Annotated in this window: 25 protein-coding genes; 10 read left to right on the forward strand and 15 right to left on the reverse strand. The window is 39.1% G+C overall.

Features of this window, described 5'->3' with window-relative positions:
- Positions 1-6: 6 nt before the first annotated feature.
- From rplK to gloA, 5 genes are all read right to left on the reverse strand, one after another.
- Entirely contained in the window at positions 7-432 is a 426-nt protein-coding gene (gene rplK, locus P9211_RS01090) for a 50S ribosomal protein L11 (RefSeq protein ID WP_012194778.1), read from the reverse strand.
- A gap of 100 nt (positions 433-532) precedes the next feature.
- A complete protein-coding gene (gene nusG, locus P9211_RS01095; protein WP_012194779.1) occupies positions 533-1,192 on the reverse strand; it encodes a transcription termination/antitermination protein NusG in 660 nt (219 codons plus the stop codon).
- Positions 1,193-1,245: 53 nt separating this feature from the next.
- Positions 1,246-1,488 (reverse strand): preprotein translocase subunit SecE, encoded by a 243-nt coding sequence (secE, locus tag P9211_RS01100; RefSeq protein WP_012194780.1) that lies wholly within the window; start codon positions 1,486-1,488, stop codon positions 1,246-1,248.
- An 83-nt stretch (positions 1,489-1,571) separates the two neighbouring features.
- Positions 1,572-4,334 (reverse strand): ATP-dependent Clp protease ATP-binding subunit, encoded by a 2,763-nt coding sequence (locus P9211_RS01105; RefSeq protein ID WP_012194781.1) that lies wholly within the window; start codon positions 4,332-4,334, stop codon positions 1,572-1,574.
- 37 nt (positions 4,335-4,371) lie between these two features.
- Positions 4,372-4,770, reverse strand: coding sequence for a lactoylglutathione lyase (gene gloA / locus P9211_RS01110; protein ID WP_012194782.1), 399 nt, complete (start codon positions 4,768-4,770; stop codon positions 4,372-4,374).
- Positions 4,771-4,916: 146 nt separating this feature from the next.
- On the opposite strand from gloA, the gene eno reads away from it, so the two are divergent.
- Entirely contained in the window at positions 4,917-6,215 is a 1,299-nt protein-coding gene (eno, locus tag P9211_RS01115) for a phosphopyruvate hydratase (protein ID WP_012194783.1), read from the forward strand.
- A 23-nt stretch (positions 6,216-6,238) separates the two neighbouring features.
- On the opposite strand, the gene P9211_RS01120 is transcribed toward eno, so the two are convergent.
- From P9211_RS01120 to P9211_RS01130, 3 genes are all read right to left on the reverse strand, one after another.
- Positions 6,239-7,840 carry an ABC1 kinase family protein gene (locus P9211_RS01120; protein ID WP_143703361.1) on the reverse strand — a complete coding sequence of 534 codons (1,602 nt, stop codon included), beginning with the start codon at positions 7,838-7,840 and terminating at the stop codon, positions 6,239-6,241.
- Between the two features lie 77 nt (positions 7,841-7,917).
- Positions 7,918-8,232: a hypothetical protein gene (locus tag P9211_RS01125; RefSeq protein WP_012194785.1), complete on the reverse strand. Its 315-nt coding sequence runs from the start codon at positions 8,230-8,232 to the stop codon at positions 7,918-7,920.
- A 41-nt stretch (positions 8,233-8,273) separates the two neighbouring features.
- Complete coding sequence (locus tag P9211_RS01130) at positions 8,274-8,774, reverse strand: hypothetical protein (RefSeq protein ID WP_012194786.1); 501 nt, start codon at positions 8,772-8,774, stop codon at positions 8,274-8,276.
- Between the two features lie 243 nt (positions 8,775-9,017).
- Between P9211_RS01130 and P9211_RS01135 the strand changes: the two genes are divergently transcribed.
- Positions 9,018-9,974 (forward strand): NAD(P)/FAD-dependent oxidoreductase, encoded by a 957-nt coding sequence (locus P9211_RS01135; RefSeq protein WP_012194787.1) that lies wholly within the window; start codon positions 9,018-9,020, stop codon positions 9,972-9,974.
- A 28-nt stretch (positions 9,975-10,002) separates the two neighbouring features.
- Here the strand turns inward: P9211_RS01135 and P9211_RS01140 are convergent, their stop codons facing one another.
- From P9211_RS01140 to P9211_RS01150, 3 genes are all read right to left on the reverse strand, one after another.
- A complete protein-coding gene (locus P9211_RS01140; protein ID WP_012194788.1) occupies positions 10,003-10,284 on the reverse strand; it encodes a P-II family nitrogen regulator in 282 nt (93 codons plus the stop codon).
- A 4-nt stretch (positions 10,285-10,288) separates the two neighbouring features.
- Positions 10,289-11,284, reverse strand: coding sequence for a sodium-dependent bicarbonate transport family permease (locus P9211_RS01145; RefSeq protein ID WP_012194789.1), 996 nt, complete (start codon positions 11,282-11,284; stop codon positions 10,289-10,291).
- 69 nt (positions 11,285-11,353) lie between these two features.
- Entirely contained in the window at positions 11,354-13,009 is a 1,656-nt protein-coding gene (locus P9211_RS01150) for a SulP family inorganic anion transporter (RefSeq protein WP_041391345.1), read from the reverse strand.
- Positions 13,010-13,164: 155 nt separating this feature from the next.
- On the opposite strand from P9211_RS01150, the gene P9211_RS01155 reads away from it, so the two are divergent.
- From P9211_RS01155 to P9211_RS01180, 6 genes are all read left to right on the forward strand, one after another.
- A complete protein-coding gene (locus P9211_RS01155; protein ID WP_012194791.1) occupies positions 13,165-14,103 on the forward strand; it encodes a DnaJ C-terminal domain-containing protein in 939 nt (312 codons plus the stop codon).
- Between the two features lie 40 nt (positions 14,104-14,143).
- Positions 14,144-15,154 carry a porphobilinogen synthase gene (hemB, locus tag P9211_RS01160; RefSeq protein WP_012194792.1) on the forward strand — a complete coding sequence of 337 codons (1,011 nt, stop codon included), beginning with the start codon at positions 14,144-14,146 and terminating at the stop codon, positions 15,152-15,154.
- Positions 15,155-15,212: 58 nt separating this feature from the next.
- A complete protein-coding gene (locus P9211_RS01165; RefSeq protein ID WP_012194793.1) occupies positions 15,213-15,602 on the forward strand; it encodes a VOC family protein in 390 nt (129 codons plus the stop codon).
- An 8-nt stretch (positions 15,603-15,610) separates the two neighbouring features.
- Entirely contained in the window at positions 15,611-18,028 is a 2,418-nt protein-coding gene (locus tag P9211_RS01170) for an endonuclease MutS2 (protein WP_012194794.1), read from the forward strand.
- An 83-nt stretch (positions 18,029-18,111) separates the two neighbouring features.
- The gene (gene obgE / locus P9211_RS01175) at positions 18,112-19,101 is read left to right on the forward strand and encodes a GTPase ObgE (RefSeq protein WP_012194795.1); all 990 of its coding nucleotides are present in this window, start codon (positions 18,112-18,114) and stop codon (positions 19,099-19,101) included.
- A gap of 82 nt (positions 19,102-19,183) precedes the next feature.
- Complete coding sequence (locus P9211_RS01180) at positions 19,184-19,366, forward strand: hypothetical protein (protein ID WP_012194796.1); 183 nt, start codon at positions 19,184-19,186, stop codon at positions 19,364-19,366.
- A 72-nt stretch (positions 19,367-19,438) separates the two neighbouring features.
- Here P9211_RS01180 and P9211_RS01185 read toward each other — a convergent pair whose 3' ends face one another.
- The 3 genes from P9211_RS01185 to P9211_RS01195 form a co-directional block, all read right to left on the reverse strand.
- Entirely contained in the window at positions 19,439-19,657 is a 219-nt protein-coding gene (locus P9211_RS01185) for a CP12 domain-containing protein (protein ID WP_041391349.1), read from the reverse strand.
- A gap of 114 nt (positions 19,658-19,771) precedes the next feature.
- Entirely contained in the window at positions 19,772-20,449 is a 678-nt protein-coding gene (locus P9211_RS01190) for a DUF2301 domain-containing membrane protein (protein ID WP_012194798.1), read from the reverse strand.
- Positions 20,446-21,438, reverse strand: coding sequence for a glutathione S-transferase family protein (locus tag P9211_RS01195; RefSeq protein WP_012194799.1), 993 nt, complete (start codon positions 21,436-21,438; stop codon positions 20,446-20,448). The genes P9211_RS01190 and P9211_RS01195 overlap by 4 nt, the downstream gene beginning before the upstream one ends.
- 55 nt (positions 21,439-21,493) lie before the next feature.
- Here P9211_RS01195 and P9211_RS01200 point away from each other — a divergent pair, with 55 nt between their 5' ends.
- Positions 21,494-22,417 carry an aspartoacylase gene (locus tag P9211_RS01200; protein ID WP_041390996.1) on the forward strand — a complete coding sequence of 308 codons (924 nt, stop codon included), beginning with the start codon at positions 21,494-21,496 and terminating at the stop codon, positions 22,415-22,417.
- Here P9211_RS01200 and P9211_RS09050 read toward each other — a convergent pair whose 3' ends face one another.
- Positions 22,418-22,765, reverse strand: a complete 348-nt coding sequence (locus P9211_RS09050) for a hypothetical protein (protein ID WP_143703320.1) — start codon at positions 22,763-22,765, stop codon at positions 22,418-22,420.
- Between the two features lie 306 nt (positions 22,766-23,071).
- On the opposite strand from P9211_RS09050, the gene psbA reads away from it, so the two are divergent.
- The gene (gene psbA / locus P9211_RS01215) at positions 23,072-24,154 is read left to right on the forward strand and encodes a photosystem II q(b) protein (protein ID WP_012194802.1); all 1,083 of its coding nucleotides are present in this window, start codon (positions 23,072-23,074) and stop codon (positions 24,152-24,154) included.
- The last annotated feature ends 131 nt before the right edge of the window (positions 24,155-24,285 follow it).

Below are 24,285 nucleotides of genomic sequence, written 5' to 3' on the forward strand. Positions count from 1 at the left end.
CAAAGCTTAGTCCTTTACGGAAACGCCCATGTTTCGGGCTGTTCCTTCTATGACTCGCATTGCCGACTCAATGTTACTGCAATTGAGATCCGGTAATTTCGTTTTAGCGATTTCTTCAAGCTGAGCACGATTAATAGTACCTACTTGACCTTTAGCTGAATCACCAGAGCCTTTTTCAATGCCTGCAGCTTTTGTGATTAATACAGATGCAGGAGGAGTTTTTGTGATGAAAGTAAAACTTCGATCTTCAAAAACGGATATTTCAACAGGAATCACAAAGCCTGCTTTGTCTTGGGTCTTTGCGTTGTATTCCTTGCAGAACGCCATGATATTTACACCATGCTGACCTAATGCAGGGCCTACAGGGGGCGCAGGATTGGCTTTACCAGCTTGGAGTGCCAATTTGATCACAGCTACAATTTTTTTGGCCATCTTCAGGAAATTTGATTCTGAGTTAAAGGACAGGTTTTTAAGGCTTTTGCAAACTTACTTCCTTGAGGTCTATCAAGTTAATAATAGAAAAAGAAGTTTGTTAGTTTTGTTTGTTGATTTGTGAGAATTCAAGCTCAACAGGAGTTTCCCTTCCAAAGATAGATAGTAGAGCTTTTAACTTGTTTCTTTCGCCAGAGACTTCAATCACCTCTCCTTGGAAGTCTTTAAATGGTCCAGAAGTTACCAGGATCTGATCCCCTTCAGATAGATCAAGCTTAACTACTGTTTTCTTCTCTGATGTCCGTTTAAAGATCCTATTGACCTCTTCTCGACTCAATGGCCTTGGCTTGATATGGCCTCTACCTCTGCCGGTAGGGCGACGATCTTCTGCTCCTACAAAATTAATTACATTTGGAGTGCTTCTAACAGCCATCATTGTGTCTTCATCAAGGACCATACGTACAAGTACATAGCCAGGAAATACTTTTTCTTCTGTTGATTGTCTGGATCCGTCTTTCTTTAATTTGACTGCAGGAGTTTGAGGAATCTCAATTTCCAGGATTCGATTGCTTACTCCTAGAGTCACCGCTCTTTGCTCAAGGGTCGCTTTGACTTTTTTTTCACAACTAGAAGCCACTTGAACTGCATACCAACGAGCAATGGTGGTTTTAGCGAGAATAGTGCCTTCCTCCCCACTGTTTTGAGAAGTCAAGTCAAGTAATTGTGATGACTCTTGGGGTGTGGAATCAAGCTCTGTCACTGTTGAAATAGATCGGTAAAGGAGATTTGTAGGGGGTGTTGAAAATTACTGTTTCAACGGAAAATATGTGATGCACCCCAACCATAAAAACGACTGACAGCTGCAATTGCTGCTGCAGATAGGGTGACCATTAATATTACAGCTATTGATTCACTAAATAGCTGTTGGCGAGTTGGCCAAACAACTAGTTTTAGTTCATCAATAGTTGAGCCAAGAAAACCTTTTTTCGGTGAAGGGTCTTCTTCATTGGGAGGTGAAACGGAATCTGAGGACTCGTTAGAAGATGAGCTTGTCACTTTTGGGTTTTAGGTTGAAGATTGTGCAACAGCACTGACCTTCAAATTCTTTATAGTTATTAGATTAATCGATAATCACTCTTTTAGTTCTCTCCAATAAATTCTAATGATTCAGATTTATCTGAAGAAACTTTTATTCTCACCGCATTTGCCCCAAAAAATTTATCTTCTAATAATTGGTTTGCAAGAGGGTTCTCTATGCGCCTTCTGATGATGCGTCTTAAAGGTCTTGCGCCATATTCAGGCTCATAACCTTCCTTTGCAAGCGCTTCAATAGTTGAACTATCTACACGCAGCTCTAAGCCTTGCTCAGCTAGTAATTCTCTCAGCTCAGTTAGCTGTAATCTCACAATGCGTTGGAGATGATCTATAGAAAGTGGCTTGAAACAGATTATTTCATCTATACGATTGAGAAACTCTGGTCGGAACTGCTGCCTTAATGCTTGATCAATACTTTTGGTTAATTTCTCATTGCTAAGAGTAGTTTCATTTATCTCTGCAGATAAGGAGTTAGCGTTTTCTAGAATTGTGCGACTTGCAAGATTACTTGTCATAACAACAACTGTGTGACGAAAATCTACTGTTCTCCCTTGAGAGTCTGTAAGACGTCCATCATCCAAAACTTGAAGAAGAATATTGAATACATCTGGGTGACCTTTTTCTATTTCGTCTAAAAGTAGTACTGAATATGGCCGCCGTCTTACTGCCTCAGTGAGCTGACCTCCTTCTTCATAGCCTACATATCCTGGTGGCGCTCCAAGCAATCTTGCAACTGCATTTCTTTCCATAAATTCACTCATATCCAATCTGATTAAGGCCTCCTCTTCATCAAACAGTGAAGCAGCAAGGGCTTTTGCAAGCTCTGTTTTTCCTACGCCTGTTGGCCCTAAGAAAAGAAACGATCCAATTGGTCTATAACTATCTTTCATCCCAGCTCTTGCTCGTTTTATAGCCTCTGCAACTGCTTTGACTGCTTCAGATTGACCAATTACTTTATTTCCTAGATCTGTTTCTAAATTTAAAAGCTTTTGTTTTTCACCAGCCATAACTTTATTGACAGGTATCCCAGTCCATCTAGAAACAACATCAGCTATATCTTCAGGCTCTACTTGGTCTCTTATTAAAGATGTTCCATCACTTTTGAATCTCTCAATCGAAGCTTTTAAGTCATTAATTGCTTCATGTAAATAGTGAAGTTCATCATATTTCAACCTGGCTACTGTTTCTAAATCTCCTTTCTCTTCTGCGTCTTCTATTGAATTGCAAATAATATTTTCTTGATTGACTAACTCACTAAGTTCTTTAGCCATTAGTTTTTCATTTTCCCATTGAGCAGAGATTTTTTTGGACTCTTGAATTATAAGATCACGTTTCGATTTTATTCTAATTACTTCTGTTTCTAATGAATTTTCTTCGGCTTTAATTAAATCGACGCTTAACTTATGAAGGCTTGATTCTAATTCTTCTAAAGCTAATGGTTTTGAGGTTGCTTCCATCTTTAGCTGAGCAGAAGCTTCATCAATTAGATCAATTGCTTTATCTGGAAGGCAGCGATCACCAATATATCTATCTGCTAATCGATTGGCAGCAATTAATGCTTCATCACTAATTTTGACTCCATGATGTAATTCATAGCGCTCTTTAAGTCCTCTTAGAATATCTACGCTTACTTCAAGATTTGGTTCTTTGATTGGGACTTGTTGAAATCTTCGATTAAGAGCCTGGTCTTTCTCTATTGTGCGTTGAAAGCTTTCAGGGGTAGTAGCACCAATACAACGTAGATCACCGCTTGCAAGAACAGGCTTTAGTAAGCTTCCTGCATCTGCGCTAGAGCGATCTGTACTTAAAACTGTATGTAATTCGTCAATAAATAAGATGACCCCCGCATCAGGGTTGCTAGCTCTAGCTAATACCGATCTTAATCGCTCTTCAAATTGACCACGAAACTTTGTACCTGCAATTAAAGCCCCTATATCTAACGAAATTAGCTTTAGACCCTTTAAAGAATCTGGTACTTCGTTACAAATTATTTTTTGGGCTAATAATTCAGCAATGGCTGTTTTGCCAACTCCTGGAGCACCAATTAACACAGGATTATTTTTACCTCTTCGAGATAAGACTTTGATGACTAATTGAATTTCTTCATTTCTGCCGATTACAGGGTCTAGTTTGCCGTTCATGGCTGCTAGGGTTAAATCTTTTCCAAATTCCTTCAGTGGATTTATTTCTTCATTAATATTTGAACCATTTTTTAATTGAATTTGGGCTGTCTGGGTTTTTTGGATAGAAGATTCTTGATCAAAAATTTTAGAGTTTTCTTCCTTATCATTAATGGTTGTCTGATAAGGAATTGATTCTTTTATAAGAATTGATTCTTCGGATCTGCTGCGTTTTTTATTTATTGGTTTTGGTAATCGCCTTAACTCGCTTTCTAGAATCTCACTTGGGAGTCCGAGTTCTGTGAATAGCTTCGTCCCGATGCGCTTATCTCTACCTAGGGCAATTAGAATATGTGAGATCTCAATTAAACGAGATCCCCACCTTGCTCTGAAATTTTCAGCTGTGTCTAGTAACTCCTCCAGATCTTCACCTATAAAAATTCTGTTTGAACTAGATGCTGGCAAGTTTGCAAGAAATTCTTCCACTTCATCAAGTAGTTCGGCATTATTTATTGGCAGTGGATCTACAATATTTTTGTAATTAGAATCAGTAAATAGCACTTGAAGAAGATGCTCAACATCTAGATATTCATGTCTCCATCTACGAGCTTCATGCTCACTTCCTATTAATAGCTCCCATGCAGAATTGCTAAAGAGATCAGGGTTAGTTGTAAGACTTTTTTTCATTGTTGTAATTTCAGGGATTTTAAAAAATATTTAGTCATTATTTGAGGGTTCTCGATGAGAGATCTATTAATTCAATTTTGTACCCATCAGGATCTTCCACAAAAGCAATAATAGTTTTTCCGTGTTTCATTGGACCTGGCTCTCTAACAATATTTCCACCATTTTTTTTGATCAACTCACAAGTTTCAAAGATATTTTTGACTCCCAAAGCAATGTGGCCATACGCATTGCCAAGTTCATAGTGGTCAACATCCCAGTTATGAGTCAATTCTAAAACCGTATTATTTTCTTCTGGTCCATAACCCACAAAAGCCAGAGTGAAACGACCTGATGGATATTCTTTTTGTCTCAGTAGATTCATGCCTAAGATTGTGGTGTAAAACCAAAGTGATTTTTCAAGATCACCGACCCGAAGCATCGTATGGAGCATTCTCATGTTGGGTGATATGTTTTTAAGGAAGTTATCTTTATTTTGCTTGGTAACTGAGTTTCTTAAAGGCTTTGCTATTACACAAAGTACTAAAAACTACAAAGGCAATGCTACCAGCAACTCATAAGATCTAAACAACATTTCTTACCAACGTGATTGATTCTCTAGATCTAGTTATTGATACTGTTTTAGCTAGAGAGGTTCTTGACTCTAGAGGGAACCCAACTGTAGAGGCAGAAGTTTTACTTGAGGGAGGAGCTATTGGACGAGCAATCGTCCCAAGTGGAGCCAGTACAGGAGCCTATGAAGCACACGAGTTGAGGGATGCAGGAGATAGGTATTTTGGTAAAGGTGTGCTGAAAGTGGTTGAGAATATTGAGGAGAGGATTGCTCCTACTATTTGCGGTTTGTCAGCGTCAGATCAGGCAACAATTGATGGAGTAATGAGTGAATTGGATGGAACGGAAAATAAATCTAAACTAGGTGCGAATGCGATTTTGGCGGTAAGTATTGCTACTGCGAGATCCGCTGCCAATGGATATGGGATGCCACTTTATAGGTATTTGGGTGGCCCTATGGCTTCACTATTGCCCGTGCCATTGATGAACGTGATTAATGGTGGTGCTCATGCTGCTAATAATCTTGACTTTCAAGAATTTATGCTTGTTCCTCATGGAGCAAATACTTTTAGGGAGGCTCTTCGCATGGGAGCAGAAGTCTTTCATACTCTTAAGCAACTTCTTTCTGAAAAAGGTTTATCTACTGCTGTTGGAGATGAAGGTGGTTTCGCACCAAATTTGCAAAGCAATCAGGCGGCAGGAGATTTGCTTGTCAAATCAATAGAGAAGGCAGGGTTTATTCCAGGAGAACAAATTTCTTTAGCTTTAGATGTTGCTAGTACAGAGTTTTTCAAGGATGGAGCTTATTTCTTTGGAGGTAGAAATTATTCGACCGAAGGAATGATTGAGGAGTTAGTTAAATTGGTTAATGCTTATCCAATAGTATCGATTGAAGATGGGCTCGCAGAAGATGATTGGGAAGGTTGGGGATTATTAACTAAAGAATTAGGTGAAAAGGTCCAACTGGTTGGCGATGATTTGTTTGTTACAAATACCAGTAGATTGCAACGAGGGATAAATCAGAAAGTGGCCAACTCAATCTTGATTAAAGTTAATCAGATAGGTTCTCTAACAGAGACTTTGCAGGCGATAGATCTTGCTAATCGTTCAGGATATACATCAGTAATTAGTCATAGGAGTGGAGAGACTGAAGATACGACTATTGCTGACCTTTCTGTAGCCACTAGAGCCGGTCAAATAAAAACTGGGTCATTAAGTAGGAGTGAAAGAGTAGCAAAATATAATCAACTACTTCGAATTGAAGATGAATTGGGATCAGAGGCTACTTATGCAGGGTCTAATGATTTAGGACCTCTTTGCGGCAAAAAGTGATAAGGATATTTCTATTGGGATAACTATTTATTGCTGTCTTGTATCCTTTCAAGTCTTTCATCCCGTCTCATTTTTAGTTGCAGTTTTATCCATCCCATAGACACTGGAACTGCCCCTAATATTGGAATAATTGCAAAGCTAGGTTGATTGCTTGAGCCTAGTAAGGCTGCGGCAATACCAAGGCAACCAATTAAAATCGATTGTCCCATTGATTGTTGAGCATTGATCATTCGGCGCAGTTGTCTATCTGATTCGCCAAGCCTGATTTGTAATTGAAGATCACCTTGCTCAAGCCTTTCTAGACTTTCATCTAAACGTTTAGGAAGTCCAACTGCTTTACTACCTAACTCTCCCATTTGGCGACCTATCTCATTGATTAAATCATTTGGATTTGAATTAGTTGAGCTCATAAGTGAAATTAAGTATGGCTTTGTTATTGAAATTAAATTAAAGCTAGGATCAAGAGTTCTTCCTACCCCTTCAAAGGTTGAGAGAGCTCTCATAACAAAAATTAACTCAACAGGAAGTCTGAAAGGTTTGCCATAAACCAATTCATACAAATCTCCAGACAGTTTGTCCATAATATTTGCTGAGAATGGAGGAGTTAGCATTTCTTGGAGCATTACTCTGACTAACCTTCTTACAGGGCCAGCATCTATCCCTTTAGCAATTAAGCCAGCTTCTTGTAATTGCTCAACTAATGCTGATGCATCTTTAATTGCAGCCAAGCGAACCATTTCACCAAGCCTTTCTCTCAAGCGTTGAGAAATAGTCCCCATCATTCCAAAGTCATAATAAATAAGAGATCCATCAGCACTAACTGCAAGATTTCCAGGGTGTGGATCTGCATGAAAAAAACCAAATTCAATAAGTTGTTTTAAATAACTGGAAGCCCCTATTTCAGCAATTTTGGAAGGATTGATTCCTTGTTGAGCGAGTGCTTTTTGATCATTGATTTTTATACCTGGTAAATAGTCCAGACAAATGACTTTTTTTGTTGTTAGTTCCCAAACCACACCAGGTATTTGAATTGCGGGATCTTCTAGAAATTGCTGCCGAAACCTTGCTGCAAATTCAGCCTCTATTTGAAAGTCCAATTCCCGGAGCAATACTCTTTGACATTCTTTTGCCATGCCTATCCAATCTCTTCCTTCGCTCCAAGATTTGTTTTTTTGAAATAATGAAGCCACCTCTTGCATTATCTCAAGGTCTAGGCGAAAAAAAGTTTCTAATCCTGGACGTTGAATCTTGAATACAACCTGTCTTCCACTTTTAAGACATCCTCTATGTACTTGTGCTAAGGAAGCTGCTCCTAGAGGGGTTTGTTGGATATCTATGATTTCTTTGCAACGAGGGCCTAATTCCTTCTCAAGTATTTCTTGAGCTTTTACAAAGTCAAATGGCGGAACTTTGTCTTGGAGTGAAGCTAGTTCAACTATCCAACCTTTTGGTAATACATCTGGACGGGCTGAAAGCAGTTGGCCAAGTTTAATAAATGCAGATCCAAGATGAAGGAGTTCTTGGGTCAGCCACTTAGCTCTAAGGGTTTGTCTTCTATCTTTCTTTCTTTTGTTATAACCACCTAGATAAGTCCACCCTTGGTTGTCCCACCAAAGAAATGTCATTAAAGCTAGAACAGATCGCCATATTTTCACTGCACGCAAATTTCTGCGAAAAGATTGCAGTAATTTTTTTAGATACCTCAAATTTTGTCCTCGAGCTCTCTTGTGAGTTCAGAGACCTTGACTCTAATTAGATCAATTTTTGCTTTTGTACTATTAGGTTCTTTATCTTTGGCATCAGATTCTTGGCTGACATCTTTACCATTGGAATCAGTATCTAATCGATTTGCTTCAGTAATAATTTCATCTTTTAAAATTTGCCATTCTTCTTTTAGCCGCTCAGGTCCCTCTTGAGCAATAACTGCAAGTTCAGCAGCGGCATTGACAATTTTGCTCCCTATTCGAACAGTCAGGCGATTAAGGGTTGCTTTTAGTAGGTTCTCGGATGAACTCATGGCTTAATTCATCAAACTAGACTTTATAAGATTGCATTCGATTATGGATCTGGGAGTGATTTGAATAGTTTTTGGAATATTCTTTTCTCCTTTTCTAAATTTGATTCAATATTAGGAGCTTCATCTTTAAGAAATGAAGTCGGATGTTTTCTTGTTAGCTTTTCTGAAGACCCGTTGATTTCTTCAGTCGCGGATAAGGGTGTAGATACTTTGTCTTTTGACTCAAGGTTTTTCGAATCTAATAGCAGAGTTTTTTGAGTGGCTTTCAGATTTGTTTTGTTTGAAGAGTTTTTTATGACGATATCTTTTTCAAGACTCTGAGTAGGGCCGTTCTGTTTAATGTGGATTCCTTGATAAGACTCTTCTAAGTCTTCCTGCGGAATCATTTTTTTAAGCAATAGTCTATTTTTGCTTTCCAGTAATTGGTTTCTATGAACAAATGCTTGGTTAGTAATTTTGTATCCAGTAGCCAATAAGCTTCCTATAAATAGTGGAATCAGCCAAAATTGTGAAAGTTTTCTCAGGTTTTCTTTCCTTTCCATATTTATGATTTGAAGGAGGATGAGTTAAATGAGTTCTCGCGCACTTTCGCTTTTGGGAGGTCTTGCTTTTATCAGTTTTTACCAATTCTATTTAAAAGGCTCTCTATTTCTACAATGCGATCCATAATCATTCAATAGATCACAGCTCTCGAATGATTAGCTTGATGATGTTCTTTCTCAGCATCACAAGCTTTATATTCTGCTAATAACAGAAGTTAAACCCTCAACGGAGACAAAGCTATTTTGGAAACTATTGAAACTGATGTAGTAATAGTTGGGGGTGGGCCTGCAGGATGTAGCTGTGCTCTATATACCTCTCGCGCTGATTTGAAAACAGTAATACTAGACAAGAATCCTTCTGTAGGTGCTTTGGCAATTACCCATCAAATAGCTAATTATCCAGGAGTTCCTACAGATATCAGTGGAGATGATTTATTAACTTTGATGCGTGATCAGGCAATTCAATATGGGACTGATTATCGAAGGGCACAAGTATTTGGAGTTGATGTTAATGGAGAATGGAAAACAGTTTTTACTCCTGAAGGTACTTTTAAAGCCAAAGCACTTGTACTGGCAAGCGGTGCTATGGGTAGACCGGCTTCTTTTAAAGGAGAGGCAGATTTCTTGGGAAGGGGTGTAAGTTATTGTGCAACCTGCGATGGGGCTTTTTATAAAGGACGAGAGGTTGCAGTAGTTGGTACTAACAAGGAGGCTATAGAAGAAGCAAATGTTCTGACTAAGTTTGCTTCAACGGTTCATTGGATAACCTCTAGTGACCCTAAAGACGATGATATGCATGCCCAAGATTTAATGAACCAGCCCAATGTGAAGCATTGGAGTCGCACAAGATTAATGCAAATTGAAGGTGATGATGGTGGTGTGACAGGTGTGCTTGTTAAAAATCGTTCTCAGGAAAGCAATCAATCTTTGACTCTAGAAGGTGTTTTTGTATATATGAGTGGTTCAAAGCCAATTACCGATTTCCTTGGGGATCAAATTGCATTAAATGAAAATGGAGGTGTAGTTGTCGATGATTTTATGTCCACCACTTCTGAAGGTGTTTGGGCTATAGGCGATATACGAAATACACCTTTTAAGCAAGCTGTTGTAGCAGCTTCGGATGGCTGTATTGCGGCAATGGCTATTGATAGATATTTAAATAGCAGAAAATCAATTAGAGTTGATTGGGTTCATTCTTAATATTGAACTCATTAAATTCCATCAAAACCTAAAGCTCAGTTGCTTCTGATACATAAGCAACTCCTCCATAATAACTAAGTATAGACCTTATATTTTCCCTTACTTTATCTATAGTCTCCAATTCGCAAAAGACTATTACGTGGGCATTTGCGCCAAGACCAGTAAATTCCATATCTTCTGAAACAACCGTTTGAGGACCTTTACCTGTTGCATGTTTTAAGACGGTATACCCAGGTACCTCTGCAGCTTCGAGAGCAGTAAGTATTGCATCTAGCTCTCTTTCTCCAAAAATGAGATCCAGTCGTTTCATTTATTTATCCAATAGAAGGAATGAGTTTGTTTACCAGACCCATATATAGAGGTATTCCAATTACAATATTAAAAGGGAAAGTTAACCCTAGGGTGGTTGAAATGTAATAGCTTGATTTAGCTTCAGGCACCGTCATTCTCATTGCAGCTGGAACTGCAAGATATGAAGCACTGGCACATAGAATTGCAAATAAGAGTGAATTACCAGGACCTAGTAATAATGCTTTTGCAACAAAAATTCCTAAACATGCATTCAAAAGAGGAATCAGTACCGCAAAAATAATTAGGAATGACCCTGCTTTCTTAAGACTAGGCAGTCTCTGAGCAGCAACTATTCCCATATCCAATAGAAAGAAACATTCCGCTCCATAAAACAACTTGCCAGTAAAAGGTTGCATTTTATCGACTCCAACTGGATTATGAGCAGCAGTGAGGAATCCAATAACTAGACTACCCAAAAGTAAATAGACTGATCCATTTAGCATTGATTCATGCAAAATAGACCTCCATTTCATTTCTTGTATATTTGGCCGATTTTTTGGAGCGCCTAGCTTTACAAGTAAAAGACCAACAATTATTGCGGGCGATTCCATTAATGCTAAAGCCGCAACCATAAAGCCATCAAATGGTATGTTTTGACTCTCTAAAAAACTTTCTGCTGTTATGAAAGTTACTGCACTTATCGATCCATAGGCAGCTGCAATTGCTGCTGAATTAAAAACATCAAGCTTTAATCGCAAAATTACAAAACATACTAGTGGTATAAGTAAAGACATTAATATCGCTGCAATAAGTGTTGGAAAAACTTGACCTCCAAAACCACTCTTTTCAAGCGCTAGTCCCCCTTTAAAACCAATTGCTAGTAGAAGATATAGAGAAAAAAGTTTGGGTAAAGGTGCAGGTATTTCCAGATCAGAACGTACTACTACAGCTACAATTCCTAAAAAGAAAAATAGTACTGGAGGTGTTAATACATTTTGAAGAATCAGATTGGTTTCCATAATTTTCTTATCTCCTTAAGTGAGTTATTGGTTTTGCATAGGCTTAATGATTTTTCAGTATTGATTGTATTAATTTTTGATTAAACTGACAGCAGCTTCTAAAGCTTCTTTTCTCGTTGAGACTACTCCTTCGACTCCAAATTTGGATAGTCTTTCTTGTACTTTGCCACTTGCTCCAGCTACATAAGCTTTTCTAGAATTAATTTTTGCTTCTTGAATCATATCCTCTATAGCTAAGGTTGCAGTCACACCAAGTCGAGGCACATCCGTGATATCTAAGATTAAGACTTTATAGTTTCTGACAAGCATCATTCGCTCAGTAATTCCTTTTGCAGCACCAAAACTCAAAGGACCTTTGAGCCTAAAAAGCATTACCTCGCCTGAGCAACTCTCTAGTAATGATTGCTCATCGGCTGGCAATGATGGTAGATCGTCATCACTTCCTTGAAGAGGGTTATCTGCTTCCATTCCCTCTAATTGTGTTTGAGTAATTGAGTCAATTGTGAGCATATTTGCTATAAAAACACCAACTAAAACAGCCCATATTAGATCCCAAAAGACAGTCATTAATAAGACGCCATACATAACAGTGGCTGTCTTAAGTGAAAGACGATGAGCTCTGCGTAAAAATCCCCAATCGATAATATCTAGGCCAACCTTTATAAGAATGCCTGCAAGAAGTGCAGTAGGGATTTGCTCAGCAAGCGGCCCAGCACCAACTAAAACTATTAATAGGACTATTGAATGGACCATTCCAGATAAAGGAGTAGACCCGCCGGACTTGACATTTATGACTGTTCGCATCGTTGCGCCTGCTCCTGGCAGACCAGAAAACAATCCAGCTACTGCATTACCTATTCCTTGACCAATTAGTTCCCTATCAGAGTTATGTCTGGTTTGTGAAATATTGTCCGCTACGAGCGATGTTAGTAGAGAATCAATTGCACCTAATACAGCAAGTACCAGTCCTGCTTTTAAGATTATTGGAAGGTATTGATTAAAACTTGGAAGGCTAAGAGATGGTACCCCTCTTGGTATTTCCCCTATACGATCTAAACCACTATCTCCAAAAAGAATAATAGAAATAGGAGTGACTATTAGTAAAGCCATAAGAGGGGATGGGACCCATTGACTAACTTTACGGGGGGTTAAAAACACTATTCCAAGAGTCATTATTGCAACCCCTATTGCTGCACCATTTGGTTCAAAATTTGATGCAACTGTTGTTAAAGATTCAACGACGCCTCCTCTTGTACTAATTCCAAGTAGGGGTCCAATTTGTAATGCAATAATAATTACACCAATACCAGACATAAAACCTGAAACAACCGAGTAGGGAACAAGAGTTATGTATTTCCCAAGCTTTAAAACACCAAATAAAACTTGAAATAAACCGCCAATAACTACTGCAGCCATTACGAGCGGCAGAATTTGTTGAGCAGATAGATCCCTAGGAACACCTACAGCAGCCAGGCTAGCGACTACTCCTGCCACAGTGACACTCATTGGTCCAGTAGGTCCACTTACTTGAGCAGGGGTACCGCCGAATAAAGCTGCCAAAAAACCAACTACAACAGCACCATATAAGCCATATATTGCCCCTCCAGGGCCTAGGGCTGCATTACCAAAGGCAAGTGCAAGTGGTAATGCAACTACAGCAGCTGTGAGGCCACCTAATATGTCACCTCTAATATTCTTTAGATGAAAACCATTAATTAGGGTCACTGTGGAAAAACTCCATTTAGGATCCAAGTTGAACCAGATTAGATCGTTGACCGTACTTTCGTACGGAGTTCCCTCCATTTGGAGTGACCCAACAATCAGACTGAGCTGGGAAACTTAATAGAGAAGGGCCTTCCAGGTCAAATCAAATATTTAATATGACAAAAGGGGGATTTCGAGATTATTTTAATTTGCTTGGTATTGAGCGAAATGCCAAAACCAGTGAAATCAAGGCTGCTTTTAGAAATCTTGCTAGGAAGTATCACCCTGACGTGAATCCTGGAGATAAGAATGCAGAAGCAAAATTTAAGGAAATAAATGAGGCTTATGCAGTGCTCTCTGACGCTAAGAAAAGAAAACTTTATGAGGAGTATTTACAAAATTGGAAAAAATCTTCAGATATGAGTTCCAAAGGCTCTGGATTCCACGCTGATTTTGAATGGCATGGCAATTTTGATGATTTTATAAATGATCTTTTAGAAAGATTAGGAGGTTTTCAAGCAAGTAATGGGTTCCCACGAAGATCACCCTTGTACAGAACTGGCGCTAATACTCCTGTCAATTTAGATGCTGAAATAAATATGCAAATCACTTTTCTCGAGGCTTTTAGAGGGACAGATCGCAGGCTTAAAGTTAATGATGAGCGAGTTCAGATAAGGATTCCTAGGGGTGTTTGTACAGGAACAAAACTTAGAGTTAAAGGCAAAGGGAATTTTCAACCAGGAATGGGGAGACGAGGCGATTTGATTATTACTTTGAAAGTTGCACAGCATCCGATTTGGAAACTAGAGCACAATCAACTTGTTGCAGATTTACCTCTTGCTTTAGATGAACTTTTGTTAGGAGGAACAGTTATAGTAATGACTCCCGATGGACAAGCTCAAATATTTATACCGCCAGGTACCTTGCCAGGTAAAACTTTGAAACTGAAAGGTAAGGGGTGGCCAGTGAAAAATGATCGAGGGGATTTGTTGCTTACTATTAAAATGGAACTGCCTGAACAATGGAGTCCTAAGGAGCTTGAGCTTTTTAATGAACTCAAGGAACAGCGGACTACTAACCCACGTAAGGATTGGTTGAGGTTGGCACGCTTATAGCGTTGCCCATATACGATCCTTATTATCACGTCTTCTGAGTATGGAGTTAACTTATCGTCCTCGACGTCTGCGTAGAACAGCTTCGTTAAGAAGCTTGGTTAGGGAAAATATTTTAACTGCATCTGATTTTATCTACCCTCTATTTATTCATGAAGGTCAAGATGTTCAGCCAATTGGTGCGATGCCAGGAGCCAATCGTTGGAGTTTAGATGCTCTTGTTGGCGAGGTAGAAAGGGCTTGGGAACTAGGTGTTAAATGTGTAGTGCTTTTCCCAAAAGTGTCTGAAGAACTTAAATCTGAGGATGGCGCTGAGTGTTTTAATGCAAATGGCTTAATCCCCAAAGCGATTAGCCGTTTAAAGCAAGAGCTTCCTGAGATGACGATAATGACTGATGTTGCACTGGATCCATATTCAAGTGATGGCCACGATGGGATCGTTAGTTCTGATGGAGTTGTATTAAATGATGAAACTGTTGATAGTCTTTGCAAGCAAGCAATTGTACAGGCTCAAGCAGGTGCTGATCTAATTGGTCCCAGCGATATGATGGATGGCCGTGTTGGTGCTATTCGTGAATCTTTAGATGATGAGGGTTTTGAGCATGTAGGAATTATTAGTTATACGGCTAAATATTCTTCCGCTTATTACGGGCCTTTTCGTGAGGCATTAGATTCGGCCCCAAAGGTAATTAATAAAAAACCTATTCCTAAAAATAAAAATAGTTATCAAATGGATCCTGCTAACTCACGTGAAGCAATTACAGAAGCTCAACTTGATGAGCAAGAAGGGGCTGATATTTTGATGGTGAAGCCAGGCTTAGCGTATCTGGACATTATCTATCGTTTACGACAAGAATCTGAATTGCCAATTGCTGCTTACAACGTTAGTGGAGAGTATGCAATGGTTAAGGCTGCTGCGGAAAAATCATGGATAGATGAGAAATCGGTAGTTCTTGAAACGCTATTGAGTTTTAAAAGAGCAGGTGCAGACTTAATACTTACTTATCATGCATGTGATGCTGCACATTGGTTGAGAGATGGATTATTTGACTAATCAGAGTAGTAGATTCCCTATCGGTTATCGCCTAACCAGTCTCAATAACTACTAAAGAATGATGACTACAAATGTTCAAAGACTTGGTCACATAGCTATAAGAGTTGAAAATGTGGATCGTGCAAAAAAATTTTATAGTAATCTAGGGATGAAACTGGTGTGGGATGATCCTGATTGGTGTTATTTAGAAGCAGGACCTGGCAAAGATGGACTTGCTTTATTGGGACCCGGCTATAAAGCTGCAGGCCCACACTTTGCATTTCATTTTACGGATAAACAGGAAGTAAAAGTTGCTCATACTCAATTAAAGGAATCGGGAGTAGAGGTTGGCCCTCTTCATGATCACCGGGATGGAACAGCTTCGTTTTACTTGAAAGACCCTGAGGGAAACTGGTTGGAAATGCTTTATTTGCCCCCTGAAGGGATTCCCTCTAATCAGACGAGTTAATGGTTTGAATGGATGATTTGTTAAACAATTCCGTATTGCGAAGCTCAGCCACCGCTTTCGAAGAAACATTGGAGTTATTGGATTGGCGAATACTGTGTAATCATCTCTCAACCTTTGCACCGACTGCGAAAGGTAAGCGTGAGTGCAAGAATATTGAGATTCCACAAGATATTGAAACAACAAGAAAAAGATTATCTGAAACTCTAGAAATCGGTACTTTAGATAAAAATCTTGAAGCGGGCATAAGTTTTCAAGGCGTCAATGAATTGGATGGTGTGATTTTGCATTGTTCAAAGGGTGGAATTGCATCCGGGGAGGAATTGTTAAGCATTGCTGAGACCCTTAGAGCGGTGAGACGCCTAAAAAAAATTTTCGAGGATCCAGTATCTCGCCCTTATACAACCTCTTTATTCATTGATCTTGCCACTCACCATGAACTTGAAAAAGTTCTTTTGTTTGGGATAGAAGAAGGAGGTAGAGTCGCAGATAGAGCAAGCAATCAACTCTCTCAGCTTCGTCGTCATTTGCAGGATTTACGGATAGGAAGAAGGAGTATTCTGCAGGATCTGATCAGAAGGAATGGTTCAATCCTTCAAGATACTGTTATCGCAGAAAGATATGGGAGACCTGTAATAGCAATGAAAGTCGGTTCCGTAGATCAAGTTCCTGGTGTTGTTCATGACAGCTCATCTTCTGGGAATACAATTTTTCTGGAACCACAAATAGTTATCTCTCTTGGCAATCAAATCGTTGAAATTCAAACTAAGATTTCCAAAGAGGAAGAACGTCTCCTTTCCATATGGAGTCAATTAGTCGCTAAGAATATTAATTCATTGAATCATCTGTCTAGTGTGCTTTTGCAATTGGAACTTGGCTTGGCACGAGCTCGGTATGGCGATTGGCTAGGAGGTGTGCTCCCTGTAATAACAACTAAAGAGGACGATCCTTTCCTGATTAAAGATTTCTCCCATCCATTATTGCTTTGGAAAAACAAAAAACTTGGTGGTCACAAAGTCATTCCAATAACTTTCGATGTCTCCAAAGGACTAAAGGTAGTAGCTATTACTGGTCCCAATACAGGCGGGAAAACAATTGCTCTGAAAAGCTTTGGCTTGGCAGTTTTAATGGCAAGGTGTGGCATGCTTTTGCCATGTTCCTCGGAACCTACTTTACCTTGGTGCAATCAGGTCTTAGCCGATATAGGAGATGAACAATCTCTTGAGCAAAACCTTTCAACATTTAGTGGACATATTGCTCGCATAGTTCGAATACTTGATGTAATTGCTCAATCTCCTGGACCAACGGTAGTTCTATTGGATGAGGTTGGTGCAGGCACTGATCCCACTGAAGGGAGTGCTATAGCTATTTCTCTATTACGAGCATTGGCCGATAGCGCAAGACTAACAATCGCAACAACTCACCTTGGAGAATTGAAAGCATTGAAATATAGCGATTCTCGCTTTGAGAATGCTTCGGTCGCCTTCGATAGTGAAACTATTCGGCCTACCTATCATTTGTTATGGGGAATTCCTGGCAGGAGCAATGCTGTTGCGATTGCTATTCGATTAGGGCTTGATTCTCAAATCACAGAAACAGCAAAAAAATTAATTGGACCCAAAGGATTGCAAGATGTTAATCAAGTGATCCTTGGACTCGAAGAACAGAGAGAGAGACAGCAGAAAGCTGCAGAAGACGCGGCAGCCCTTTTGGCTAGAACCGAATTGCTTTATGAAGAATTGCTTGCTAGATGGGAACAGCAACAAGAAACCAATAGAAAATGGCAGGAAGTTGGTAGATATAAATTAGGTACGTCTATACGTGAAGGTCAAAGAGAAGTTAGGAATTTAATCCGTCGTTTACGTGCAGAAGGAGCAGATGGAGATATAGCAAGAAAAGCAGGGCAACGTTTAAAGCAGATTGAATTTGACTCGCGTCCACAAGTTTCAAGAAGGAATGATTTTAATTGGAGACCAAAAATCGGAGATCGTGTGAGACTTATAGCTCTTGGCAAGTCTGGAGAGATAATCTCCATTTCTGAAGATGGTTGCCATTTAACTGTTCTTTGTGGGATTTTTCGTAGCACTGTTGATTTGTCTAGTATAGAAAGTCTTGATGGTCGCAAACCAAGTATTCCTAAGTCGTCGGTGAAAGTGACGACTCCTCGAACTATGGGAAGCTTTTCAACAGTGCGGACCGATCGAAATACTTTGGATGTAAGAGGTTTAAGAGTTCATGAAGCTGAAGCAGTAGTTGAAGAAAGTTTGCGCAATGCTATTGGGAAGGTCTGGGTAATTCATGGCATTGGAACTGGAAAATTAAAAAGGGGCTTACGTCAATGGCTTGAGACTCTCCCCTATGTGGAGCGAGTCGTAGATGCAGAGCAAAATGATGGCGGATCAGGTTGCAGTGTGATTTGGTTGCGATAGATAATTGTGGACAAAAGATAATCAGTTCAAGCTTTATTTATTTAGAAAGAGTTATTGTAAAAATGAATACTTGATGGCTTGATGTGCAGTTTATTGATCAGGCATGTATCTCAGTAAAAGCAGGACGTGGTGGTGATGGGATCGTTGCTTTTAGAAGAGAGAAGTATGTACCTGCAGGAGGACCATCTGGAGGAGATGGTGGAAAAGGTGGAGAGATTGTGCTTCAAGCTGATTCAAATCTCCAGACGTTGTTGGACTTCAAGTTTAAGAAGTTCATCGTTGCTCAGGATGGACGAAGAGGAGGCCCTAATAAATGTTCTGGTGCATCTGGGAAAGACCTTGTTTTGAAGGTTCCTTGTGGTACTCAAGTTAGACATCAAACTACAGGGATAATTCTTGGTGATTTAAAACACCATGGAGAAATTCTTGTTGTTGCTTATGGAGGGAAAGGTGGCTTAGGTAATGCTCATTATTTAAGTAATAGCAATAGAGCACCGGAAAAATGCACTGAAGGGAAAGAAGGGGAGCAGTGGTTATTACATTTGGAATTAAAATTATTAGCAGAAGTTGGCATTATTGGTTTGCCTAATGCCGGGAAAAGTACCTTGATGTCAGTAGTTTCTTCGGCAAGACCAAAAATTGCTGATTATCCTTTTACTACTCTGATTCCAAATCTTGGTGTTGTTAGGAAGCCAACTGGAGATGGAACTGTTTTTGCTGATATTCCAGGCTTAATTGAAGGAGCAGCTGCAGGGGTGGGCCTAGGTCATGAGTTTTTAAGACATATTGAAAGAACTCGGCTTTTAATTCATTTAGTAGATGCAGCTGCAGCACGTCCAATAGAAGACATAGCGATCATTGAGAAAGAACTATTTGCCTATGGTCATTCCCTTATGAATAGGCCAAGAGTTTTAGTTTTTAATAAGAAGGAACTTTTGAATGAACAGTGCCTTCAGAAATTGCAAGCAGAGGCTCGTGCTTTTACTAATAGAGATATCATTTTTATTTCTGCTGCTACAAGTGAAGGTTTAGATGAACTACTCAAAAACGTCTGGGAAAAGTTAGAGATTTAATATTTTTTATGTGTTTGAGGTCTAATTCGTACTTGTCGATTACTCAATGATTGGTCATAAATAGTATGAGGCTCTTCTAGTCATGAATTTTTTTACTTGTTTCGATAGCCAAGGCAATGTAATTGCCAGGTGCCAAACCCCTCAGGAGATTGAAGTTCTCCGCAAAATGGGACGTCCTATAGATGAAGTGCGTGAGATGAGAAAAGAAGAATCAGTGGTTTGCTCTTTAACAGGAAGCCCTTCAGATTTCAATATGGATTATTAAAGCAATATTGTTGAATTAAAAAAGCGAGCTTTAAGCTCGCTTTTTTAATTTCTATTATTTACCAGTGTTCGATCAATCGTCATATACTAGGCACTCAGGCTCATCTGGATTGGCATCACAGAATAACTCAAGAGCATTTGGATCATGCTTGTCTTCGGGGTGATGCTCTTTATATTCCTCAAGAGAATGAAGTTCCTCCTCTAAGTGGCGAACCTTTGGAGTGTTTCCTTCGGCTTTAGCAGAAAGGATCTCATTTTGATCCTTTTTAATGTGTTCGTCGATTGTGTTCATGAATTCTTGGCGAAAACATCTCATTCATATATAGGTTAATAACCTTCTTGAATTTGTCATATGTAAAAACCGCACTTGGTTTGCTTTGCAACACCTACGGTAAGAAATGTATTTCTAAATACCAGATGACTCGGCTGTCTTTTGATTGTCTAAGTATTCAAAAACACTTTTATCACCTATATCAAGAGCTGCATCAACTCCAAATTTTCGCACAGCCATTATTAATAAAAGGATTGCTGATATAAATAGAAGTGACATTACTGAGCTTAGACTTAAAACTCCTAGTAAATGTCCTAAAAGTGCAATAGGAATAAAGAATGTCATTCCTATTGCTTCTGGTCGACGGAAGCAAAAAAATTCTTTAAAACCTAAACCGGTTAGAGCCATAAAGAATGGCCCAATGAATAATTCTAATATTGGTTTTGAGGCAATGCTAGAAAGCATTTCTTGAGGGCCTATATTAAAAAGAAGGAATAATACTCCTAAAGATCCAACCGCCCAAAATATTTTTAGAGCATTATGAAGAAAGAGAATGTAGATGTGAATCCATTGCAGTGCTAGTCCTAGAGAAATCGTCATTGTTATAAGCCATATCCAAGCCAAATTTGGACCGATAGCAAGCCATTGAGTTAAACCACAGCAAAAAGAAATTGCACAGACTAATACTGAGATTCGATAGCGCTTAACTTCTAGCTGGTCTACAAGGGTAATTTTGTATTTTCCATAAAAACCTTCAAACTCAGGCTCTATCAATGTTTTAGAAGTTACTAAACTTGGTGATTTCTCAGTCATTTCATAGTTTTTCTAGAACTATTTACTATTGTGGTTAGATCAGGACCATTTGGAACAATATTACTTGGATTTAAGGGGAATAGAGCTCCAAAATAATCGTTCTGCCAGTCAATTGAATTACAAGTCTTCATCACTTCGGGGATGTGGAAGAGCCTTCTTCTCCATTCGCAAATTTTGGGAAATAGCAACAAAGGTTTTTTGCTGCATTTAAATAACGGAGCGTATATAGCCTCCCAACGAATTAATGTTGGGAAAAGCTTTATATCAGCTAGTGTTAGATTTTCTCCACAAAGCCAAGGCCCTTTTTTAGAAAGTCTTAGCTCCACTTCATTTAAGCCATTGAAAAGCTCTTCGCTGGCATTTTCGTAGGCCTTTTGATTTCGAGCAAAACCGCATTTATATACACCGTCATTAATTGATGATTGAAGTATTTTTGAACATTCGTTGATTTCCTTTCTCAATCTATGAGGGAAAAGGTCTGGAGAATTCTCTTTAGCTGGCCATTCATTAAGTACTTCAATTAATTGGGCACTTTCATTCCCAAGAAGTTTGGGTGCATTTGTGTGAGTCGATTTGGGATCAATAATTGCAGGAACAGTTGCACGATGTTTTGGACTGATCCCACATAGTTTGTAAAGGTCTAAAAGAGAACTGCAGCCTAGCCAAGAAGGCTCTATCTTCCAGAGACCTTGACGATGATCAGCCTTTGCTAAAAGTAAATCAAGAGAAGTTTGCAAACCTCTGATTTGATAAACCAACCAAGTGCGATGAGCCCAAGGACAGCTTCGACCAATAATTAATCTTGGAAACTCATTTGCGTGACGATTTACCAGATTCTCTTTAATTGGTACGACAGCATTAGTGACTTGGCTTGGTACTCTCTGGAAATTTCCTGACTTATCTGCAGGTGCAAGCCCTTTCATTAATTGTTCCCATTGCCACCTCCAGCTTTCTCTAGCGATGGCAACAATTACTGGAGGTATCGACATAAAGGTTTTCTTTTTAGTTATTTTCAGAGTTATAGAAGGCTTTACCAAAAAACGGATGTCGGATCTTCAAGTTTTGTTGGTAGCTGGAACCCATGGGAATGAAATTAATGCGTCTTGGCTTTTAGATCAATGGAAAAAAAACCCAGGTTTAATAAAAACTCATGGTCTAGGCTTTTCTACGGTGATTGGTAATCCTCTAGCTAGACAATTGTGTAAAAGATATATAGATCGTGATTTAAATCGTAGCTTTTCTAAGGATTTACTTAATTCTTCAAAAATTGATGACTATGAGATAAAACGTGCAAAAGAACTTCTTGATTTATACGGATCCAGAGCAATTGAGCCATGCCAAATTGCAATTGACTTTCACAGTACAACTTCTTCGATGGGTTCTAGTTTGGTTGTTTATGGAAGGAGACCGGCTGACTTGGCTCTTGCTGGATTGATTCAAAACCGTCTTGGCCTTCCCATTTATTTACATGAGGGTGAAAAGTCTCAGACAGGTTTTTTGGTTGAGTCATGGCCTTGTGGGATGGTTGTAGAAATTGGTCCCGTCTCGCAAGGTGTTTTACACAATAAAATTATTAATCAGACATTGATTGCATTACAAACTTTCATTGATGAAATAGCACTTGCTAAGTCTGGGAAAGCAAAATTTCCTAAAAATATATTAGTTCATAGGCATTTAAAGAGTATAGATTTTCCAAGAGATGAGTCAGGTAATCAATGCGGGTTTATTCATTCACAAATACAAGGGAAAGACTGGATTCCGATTAATAGGGAAACTCCTTTATTTGAAGATACTGAAGGAAATACAGTAAAATTATCTGCAGAGAACTTTCAGGAAGATTTAATCCCAGTATTTATAAATGAAGCTGCATATTTGGAAAAAGGAATAGCAATGAGTTTAACGGTTAGAGAAAGTTGGAGATTTGAACGAAATTGGTACGAAGATTTGAAGAAAATTGTGATTCGATAATTATCCACAGGCCCAGATGTTCTCGTCTTCAGTACAAGGAAGATCAGTCTTTTCCCCATCTGACCAATAAATTCTTAACCGATCATCTTCACTTCCTAGTCTGAATGTTAAAGACTTTATATATATAGAAAAGTCTTTATTTTTGTTGCTTTTTAGTTTAATTATATTTTCTCTATCCATTCCCTCAACTTTAGATAATCTTTGACTTAGTATTTTATTGAAGTCCTCAATTGCAGAAAGCCTACGTTGAGTTGGAAGTATCGTTACCAATACAATGGATGCAGTTAAGCCTAAATATAGGAATTTTAAAGATTTTGATTTGGCAATTAATTCACTCAAAAAATGCATATTTAGCTTCATTATTTTTTTTGAATTAAGTTCCTTGATAATTTAGCTGAAAATTAAGAATCTCTTTACTTAAGTGCTTCGTAGATCAGTTTCAGTCCCTTGCAAGGAATTGGAATCCTATTAGGCTTAAGAAAACCCCAAGAATTGATGCTTATAAGGGAAGGTCCTTTGTCCAGTTTTTGTATTGTCTTAGTAAAAGTCCTATGGATTTGGTCACATTTTTGAGGTTTTTGGTTTAGAGTCCTTTCGGCGAGAAATATCTCGCTCTTAACTACCGTCCTCAAAAGGGACATAATTCACGTCCTCATGACAACCATTAGGCAGCAGCGTTCATCGCTGCTAAAAGGTTGGCCACAATTCTGCGACTGGGTTACTTCCACAGACAACCGAATTTATGTTGGTTGGTTTGGTGTGTTGATGATCCCTTGCCTTCTTGCGGCTGCTATTTGTTTCGTAATCGCTTTTATTGCGGCACCTCCTGTCGATATCGATGGAATTCGTGAACCAGTAGCTGGTTCATTCCTATATGGAAACAACATCATCTCTGGTGCTGTTGTCCCCTCAAGTAATGCCATTGGCTTGCACTTCTACCCAATCTGGGAAGCTGCAACCGTTGATGAGTGGCTTTATAACGGCGGTCCTTACCAGCTCGTTGTTTTCCACTTCTTAATTGGTATTTGCGGTTGGATGGGACGTCAGTGGGAGCTTTCATACCGTTTAGGTATGCGCCCTTGGATCTGTGTTGCTTATTCAGCACCTGTTTCAGCTGCTTTCGCTGTCTTCCTTGTATACCCATTTGGTCAGGGATCTTTCTCTGATGGAATGCCTCTTGGAATTTCTGGAACCTTCAACTTCATGTTTGTGTTCCAGGCTGAGCACAACATCTTGATGCACCCATTCCATATGTTTGGTGTAGCAGGTATGTTCGGCGGCAGTTTGTTCTCTGCTATGCATGGTTCTTTGGTGACTTCTTCACTTATTCGTGAAACCACCGAGACAGAGTCTCAGAACTATGGATATAAGTTTGGTCAAGAGGAAGAGACTTATAACATCGTTGCAGCTCATGGCTACTTCGGTCGTTTGATCTTCCAATATGCCAGCTTTAACAACAGCCGTAGTCTTCACTTCTTCTTGGCTATTTTCCCTGTTGTTTGTGTTTGGTTGACTTCCATGGGTATATGCACCATGGCTTTCAATTTAAATGGATTCAACTTTAACCAATCTGTAGTTGATGCAGGTGGAAAGGTTGTTCCAACTTGGGGAGATGTTCTTAACCGTGCGAACCTAGGTATGGAAGTTATGCATGAGCGTAATGCTCATAACTTCCCTCTTGACCTAGCTGCTGCTGAGTCCACTTCTGTGGCTTTAGTTGCTCCAGCTATTGGTTAATTAAGGCACTTCCTTAGAAAAATACGAACTCTCATTGATGAGTAGTTATCCAACCCCCTCTTTGAGGGGGTTTTTTATTGTCTTATATGTATTTTCTGCTATATGAAAAACTGAAATGATGCCTTTTCCCA

It is taken from the genome of Prochlorococcus marinus str. MIT 9211, from assembly GCF_000018585.1.
GTDB lineage: Bacteria > Cyanobacteriota > Cyanobacteriia > PCC-6307 > Cyanobiaceae > Prochlorococcus_D > Prochlorococcus_D marinus_B.

Excerpts from the sequence above, each read along its gene's own strand:
- rplK (WP_012194778.1), bottom strand. The coding sequence starts at position 432 with ATGGCCAAAAAAATTGTAGCTGTGATCAAATTGGCACTCCAAGCTGGT.
- P9211_RS01105 (WP_012194781.1), bottom strand. The coding sequence starts at position 4,334 with ATGAAAAAAAGTCTTACAACTAACCCTGATCTCTTTAGCAATTCTGCA.
- gloA (WP_012194782.1), bottom strand. The coding sequence starts at position 4,770 with ATGAGAATGCTCCATACGATGCTTCGGGTCGGTGATCTTGAAAAATCA.
- P9211_RS01120 (WP_143703361.1), bottom strand. The coding sequence starts at position 7,840 with ATGACATTTCTTTGGTGGGACAACCAAGGGTGGACTTATCTAGGTGGT.
- P9211_RS01125 (WP_012194785.1), bottom strand. The coding sequence starts at position 8,232 with ATGAGTTCATCCGAGAACCTACTAAAAGCAACCCTTAATCGCCTGACT.
- P9211_RS01130 (WP_012194786.1), bottom strand. The coding sequence starts at position 8,774 with ATGGAAAGGAAAGAAAACCTGAGAAAACTTTCACAATTTTGGCTGATT.
- P9211_RS01140 (WP_012194788.1), bottom strand. The coding sequence starts at position 10,284 with ATGAAACGACTGGATCTCATTTTTGGAGAAAGAGAGCTAGATGCAATA.
- P9211_RS01145 (WP_012194789.1), bottom strand. The coding sequence starts at position 11,284 with ATGGAAACCAATCTGATTCTTCAAAATGTATTAACACCTCCAGTACTA.
- P9211_RS01155 (WP_012194791.1), top strand. The coding sequence starts at position 13,165 with ATGACAAAAGGGGGATTTCGAGATTATTTTAATTTGCTTGGTATTGAG.
- hemB (WP_012194792.1), top strand. The coding sequence starts at position 14,144 with ATGGAGTTAACTTATCGTCCTCGACGTCTGCGTAGAACAGCTTCGTTA.
- P9211_RS01165 (WP_012194793.1), top strand. The coding sequence starts at position 15,213 with ATGATGACTACAAATGTTCAAAGACTTGGTCACATAGCTATAAGAGTT.
- P9211_RS01170 (WP_012194794.1), top strand. The coding sequence starts at position 15,611 with ATGGATGATTTGTTAAACAATTCCGTATTGCGAAGCTCAGCCACCGCT.
- P9211_RS01180 (WP_012194796.1), top strand. The coding sequence starts at position 19,184 with ATGAATTTTTTTACTTGTTTCGATAGCCAAGGCAATGTAATTGCCAGG.
- P9211_RS01185 (WP_041391349.1), bottom strand. The coding sequence starts at position 19,657 with ATGAACACAATCGACGAACACATTAAAAAGGATCAAAATGAGATCCTT.
- P9211_RS01190 (WP_012194798.1), bottom strand. The coding sequence starts at position 20,449 with ATGACTGAGAAATCACCAAGTTTAGTAACTTCTAAAACATTGATAGAG.
- P9211_RS01195 (WP_012194799.1), bottom strand. The coding sequence starts at position 21,438 with ATGTCGATACCTCCAGTAATTGTTGCCATCGCTAGAGAAAGCTGGAGG.
- P9211_RS01200 (WP_041390996.1), top strand. The coding sequence starts at position 21,494 with ATGTCGGATCTTCAAGTTTTGTTGGTAGCTGGAACCCATGGGAATGAA.
- P9211_RS09050 (WP_143703320.1), bottom strand. The coding sequence starts at position 22,765 with ATGCATTTTTTGAGTGAATTAATTGCCAAATCAAAATCTTTAAAATTC.
- psbA (WP_012194802.1), top strand. The coding sequence starts at position 23,072 with ATGACAACCATTAGGCAGCAGCGTTCATCGCTGCTAAAAGGTTGGCCA.